The sequence below is a fragment of the Rhodococcus sp. R1101 genome (assembly GCF_000278445.1).
Classification (GTDB): Bacteria; Actinomycetota; Actinomycetes; order Mycobacteriales; family Mycobacteriaceae; genus Rhodococcus; species Rhodococcus gordoniae.
Genome location: NZ_AJVB01000324.1, coordinates 1 through 4,300, shown reverse-complemented (window position 1 = coordinate 4,300; position 4,300 = coordinate 1). Strand labels below are relative to the sequence as shown.

The 4,300-nt window shown below is 71.7% G+C and carries 5 protein-coding genes; all 5 read right to left on the bottom strand.

Features of this window, described 5'->3' with window-relative positions:
• The coding region (locus tag R1101_RS27180; RefSeq protein WP_016934568.1) for a glycosyltransferase at positions 1-854 on the bottom strand (854 nt) is incomplete at its 3' end.
• Positions 824-1,546, bottom strand: coding sequence for an LppM family (lipo)protein (locus R1101_RS0116990; RefSeq protein ID WP_016934567.1), 723 nt, complete (start codon positions 1,544-1,546; stop codon positions 824-826). The genes R1101_RS0116990 and R1101_RS27180, both read right to left, overlap by 31 nt.
• Positions 1,543-2,421 carry a carotenoid biosynthesis protein gene (locus R1101_RS0116985; RefSeq protein WP_016934566.1) on the bottom strand — a complete coding sequence of 293 codons (879 nt, stop codon included), beginning with the start codon at positions 2,419-2,421 and terminating at the stop codon, positions 1,543-1,545. Before R1101_RS0116985 ends, R1101_RS0116990 begins: the two co-directional genes overlap by 4 nt.
• Positions 2,418-4,013 (bottom strand): phytoene desaturase family protein, encoded by a 1,596-nt coding sequence (locus R1101_RS0116980; protein ID WP_016934565.1) that lies wholly within the window; start codon positions 4,011-4,013, stop codon positions 2,418-2,420. The genes R1101_RS0116985 and R1101_RS0116980 overlap by 4 nt, the downstream gene beginning before the upstream one ends.
• The coding region (locus R1101_RS0116975) for a GNAT family N-acetyltransferase (RefSeq protein ID WP_016934564.1) at positions 4,010-4,300 on the bottom strand (291 nt) is incomplete at its 5' end. The genes R1101_RS0116975 and R1101_RS0116980, both read right to left, overlap by 4 nt.

The window sequence follows — 4,300 nt, the reverse complement described above, 5'->3', positions numbered from 1 at the left end:
CGGGGTCCGTCGTACATCCGGCACGACGCGAGTCGGCCCGCCGCCGCGACCGTGGTGCGTTCTCCGGTGCGGCGTAGCGCCCGGGCGAGATCGAGATCCTCCGTGGGACTCGCCGCGACCGCCGCGTGCCCGCCGATCGCGGCGTAGGCCCGGGCATCGAAGACGAGGAACTGCCCGCACGCGACCGCCATGGACGGCCGGCGGGTGCGGTGCGAGACCGCGACGGGCAGCAGGGAGAACCACGACCAGAACAGCAGGGGTTGCACGAGGCGCTCGAGCGCAGACCCGGTCCGCTGGTACGGGAACGGCGAGACGAGCGCTGCATTCCGGCGGCGCAGCAGGGTGACGGCGGCGGCGAGCGCATCGGGCGCGAGCCGGACGTCGGCGTCGACGAACAGGACGACTCCCTCGTCCACCACCGAGCCGGCGCGAGCGACCGCTGCGTTGCACGCGGCCGCCTTGCCGGTCCAGCCGGCGGCAGGCGGGTCCGTCGACCGGACGACGGTGATGCGCTCGTCTCCCTCCGCAGCAGCCGCGGCGAAGTCGGCCGTGCCGTCGGACGAATCGTCGTCGAAGACGATCACGCGCAGGGCGCGCAGTCCTCGTTGTGCCCGCAGGTCGGAGACGATCGCACCGATGCGCGGCGCCTCGTCACGGGCGGGAACGACGACGGTGACCTGCTCGTCGACGACCGGGCCCGGCGCGAGACGGGGGAGCGCGAACCGGTTCGCGACGGCTACCGCCGCGCCGTAGGACGCGACGAGGGCGCCACCGCTGACGAGCCGCCCCCACGGGGTGGGGGCCGGTCCGCGCGACAGGCCGGTCAGGACCGTGTCCCGCTCGTCGCCGACCACCGCGGCGCCGGATTGCGGGTGAACCAGGCCGTGCCCGCGATGATCAGCGTGACCCCGAAGACGGCTCCGGCCATGATCCCGGCCCAGCCCGCGAAACCGCGCGTGTTGGGATCCGCGTAGCGCACCTCCGCCCGGAGGCTGCTGACCTCACCGGCCGGGAGCTTCCAGGTCACGATCGAATCCGACTCGCGGGTGCCGTTGGTGGTCGCCACCCGGGCCGGGAACGCGATGGTGAACTGGACGTCCGTGCCCTGCGACGGGGCGGACTCGAGGTCCACACGTCCGTTCAGGGCCACGAGGTCGCCGGAACGCTGCAGGTTGAGCTGGAACATGCCCGCGCTCTGGTCGGACATCGTCGCGAGCTGCTGGACATCGCCGAAGGTGAGGTCGTTGAAGAAGACCTGGCTCCCCACGTAGCCGTCCTGCGAGTACTCCTGCACCCGCACCTTCCCGGCCAGAGCCGAAGGGGCGGTGAGTTCGGGGCCCGGATCGTTCTCGTCGGCGGGAATGGTCGCGGCGACGATCTGCCCCGACACGCGGTCGTCGGAGGAGATCCCCATGGTCGCCTGCACGCGCAGGCAACCGGTGAGGAGCGGAACGGCGAGGAGCACGAGCCCCACGACCGCGACGACACGACGGCGGACGGACATGGTGGACGACTGCACGGAGAACATGGTGCCAGGCACGGTCATCCTCGTCGGTTGTTCGGGTCGCTCGCGGCGAGTCGTGCCTCGACCGGCTCCGGGCCGGATCCGCTCGCGCCGCGCACGCGGACGAGCGAGAACAGCAGGGGAACGCCCAGCACGCCCATGACGACCAGCCCGTACAGCGCCGAATAGCGGAGCTCGGGGGCGTCGAGGAAGACACTGTGGGCGAGGGCCGAACCGAGCCATGTCCACAGGAACAACGCGATCGGCACACCGTCGTGCCGGGGCGTGTCGGGGCGGTCCGAACGGGAGTCGACGAGGACGAGCACGGTCGCCATGATCGCGGCGACGAGGAGCCAGCCCGCATAGTTGGTGAGCGGGATGTGCCCGATCCCGGGCAGGCCGCCGGCATTGCACCACGACCAGTGACCGTCCGCGACCATCTGGGGGTCGAGGAAGAGATCCCATCCGAGCATGCCGACGGTGACCGCCGCGACCCGGCCGGGGCCGTTGCGGACGAGGCGCGAGGCCACGCACCACACGGGGTACAGACCCGCCGACCAGGCCAGCGGTACCACGAGCGGAACGTCGAGGGCCGCCGGCCCGAGACGGTCGGTGACGTAGCTGTAGCAGCCGTAGGGGTAGCCGGTCATCGTGCCGACCACCTCGGACAGGTATCCGATACCGGCCGAACTCACGAACAGGACGACGGCGAAGGTGGGACCGCGGTTCAGCGCCGCATGGACGAGGCAGGCTGCGGTGAGCAGTGTGACGACCGCGACGGTCGCGGCGTCCCGGGCGCCACCCTCGGTGAGGGGATAGGCGATCTGGGCGAGGACCGCGGCGACGGCCGGGACGACGGGAAGGATCGTCCGCCATCGGGCCGGGTGGGCCGGGGCAGGCGCGTAGGTCTCGGTCATCGCGACACCCAGCCCTTCATGCGATCCATGATGCCGCCCCTGGCGTCGGCGAGGGCGACGCGGGCGGCGTTGCGTCCGCTCGCGCCGGAGACACCGCCGCCGGGATGCGTCGAGGCGCCGGTGAGGTAGAGGCCGGGCGCGTCGGGCACCCGATAGCCCGACAGCTCCGGCAGCGGCCGCCACAGGAACATCTGGTCCAGCGACATCTCCACGTGCATGACGTTCCCGCCGAGCAGCCCGAGTTCGCGCTCGATGTCGGCGGGGGTCTGTACATGGCAGTGTTCGACGCCGGCGGTGAACCCGGGAGATCGCGCCTCCATCTCCGCGAGGATGCGATCGGTCTCCGATCGGGCGATGGCCTCCCAGCGTCGCCCGCCCCGCAGCGCGTACGGATGCCATTGGGACCACAGTGTGATCTGGTGTTTGCCGGCGGGCGCGATCGTGGGATCGAGTGCCGAGAAACTCATCGCGAGAACCGCCGGTCGCGGGGGCAGGTCTCCCGCCATCGCGGCACCGTGGGCCGCCCGCAGGTGGGCGCGGTCGTCGACGAGCAGTTGCAGACCCGAGGTGGTCAGCTCCGGCTCGTCGCACCCGCGGTAGTGCGGCAGCGAATCGGTGCCCAGCCGCAGGACCATGCCGATGCCCGGGCCGACCCGCATGCTGCGCCGCCAGCCTTCGAGCCGGTCGCGGTCGTATCCGCCACGGTCGAGCAGATCCAGCGTGGTGAGGACGTGACAGCCGGCGACGACCCTGCGGGCCCGCACGGAGCGTCCCGATGCGGTACGCACGGCCCACAGATCGCCGGTGCGGCCGATCTCCGTGACGGCGTCGCCGCAGGTCACCGTGCCGCCATCGGAACGCAGTCGGGACAGCAGCGCCTGGGTCAGCGCGCCGCTCCCTCCGACCGCGCGGCCCGGGGGAAGGGTGTGCATGAGAGCCGCGAAGCCCACCATCGCCGCGGTGCCCGGTTCGGACATGGGCGGTCCGGACTGCGCACCGAACCAGGCCAGTGCCGCTTTCAGGGGTTCGTCGTCGAAGTACTCGTCGAGCAGGCTGTCGCCGGTGGTGAGAAAACGGCGGGACAGGGCGCTGCCGCCTTCCCCGGCGTCGAGACCCCAGAACGAGGACAGCAGGTGCCGGCCGGTCGGGGGATGGGTGAACGACTTCATCACCGCCGCGCTGCGCGGGCCCCAGTCCTGCACGAATCGGCGGTACGCGTCGGCCTCCCGGCGCCCGCACGCGGCCTCGACGGACGCACAGGTCCGGTCGAGATCGCGGTGGAACACGATGCCGGGGCGGTCGGTGCCCGCCGGTGGCGGCGCGTACGCCCACGGGTCGCAGTCGATGTAGCGCAGTCCGTGGGCGGCGAGATCGAGTTCCTCGACGATTCCCGAGTGGCGGACCATGATGTGGGCCGAGGAACCGCGGTCCACGGCGTATCCGGGGAAGCGCTCGACGGTGGAGACGGCCCCGCCCGGCACGGTGTCGCGTTCGAGCACCTCCACCGACCATCCGTCACGGGCGAGATAGCACGCCGAGACCAGAGCGTTGTGGCCGGATCCGACCACGACGGCGTCGAGGGTGGGGCTCATGGGATACCACTTCCGTCCGGATCGTCGAGCGTGCGGGGGTGATGCGGAACGAGGTCCGGTCCGAGCGGCAGACTCCTGCCGAGGACCGCGAAGGGCCGGGCATCGCCGGTGAAGACGAACCGGCGGACGACATCCTGGAATCCGAACCGACGGTACAGCCGCCACGCCCGGTTGTCCTCGGCCGGTACCTCGGGAGTCGACAGCAGGACGGCTCCTTCCGTGCGGTCCCGCAGCAGCGCGTACAGGAGCAGTTCGCCGATGCGGCGTCCCTGCATGTCGGGACGGAC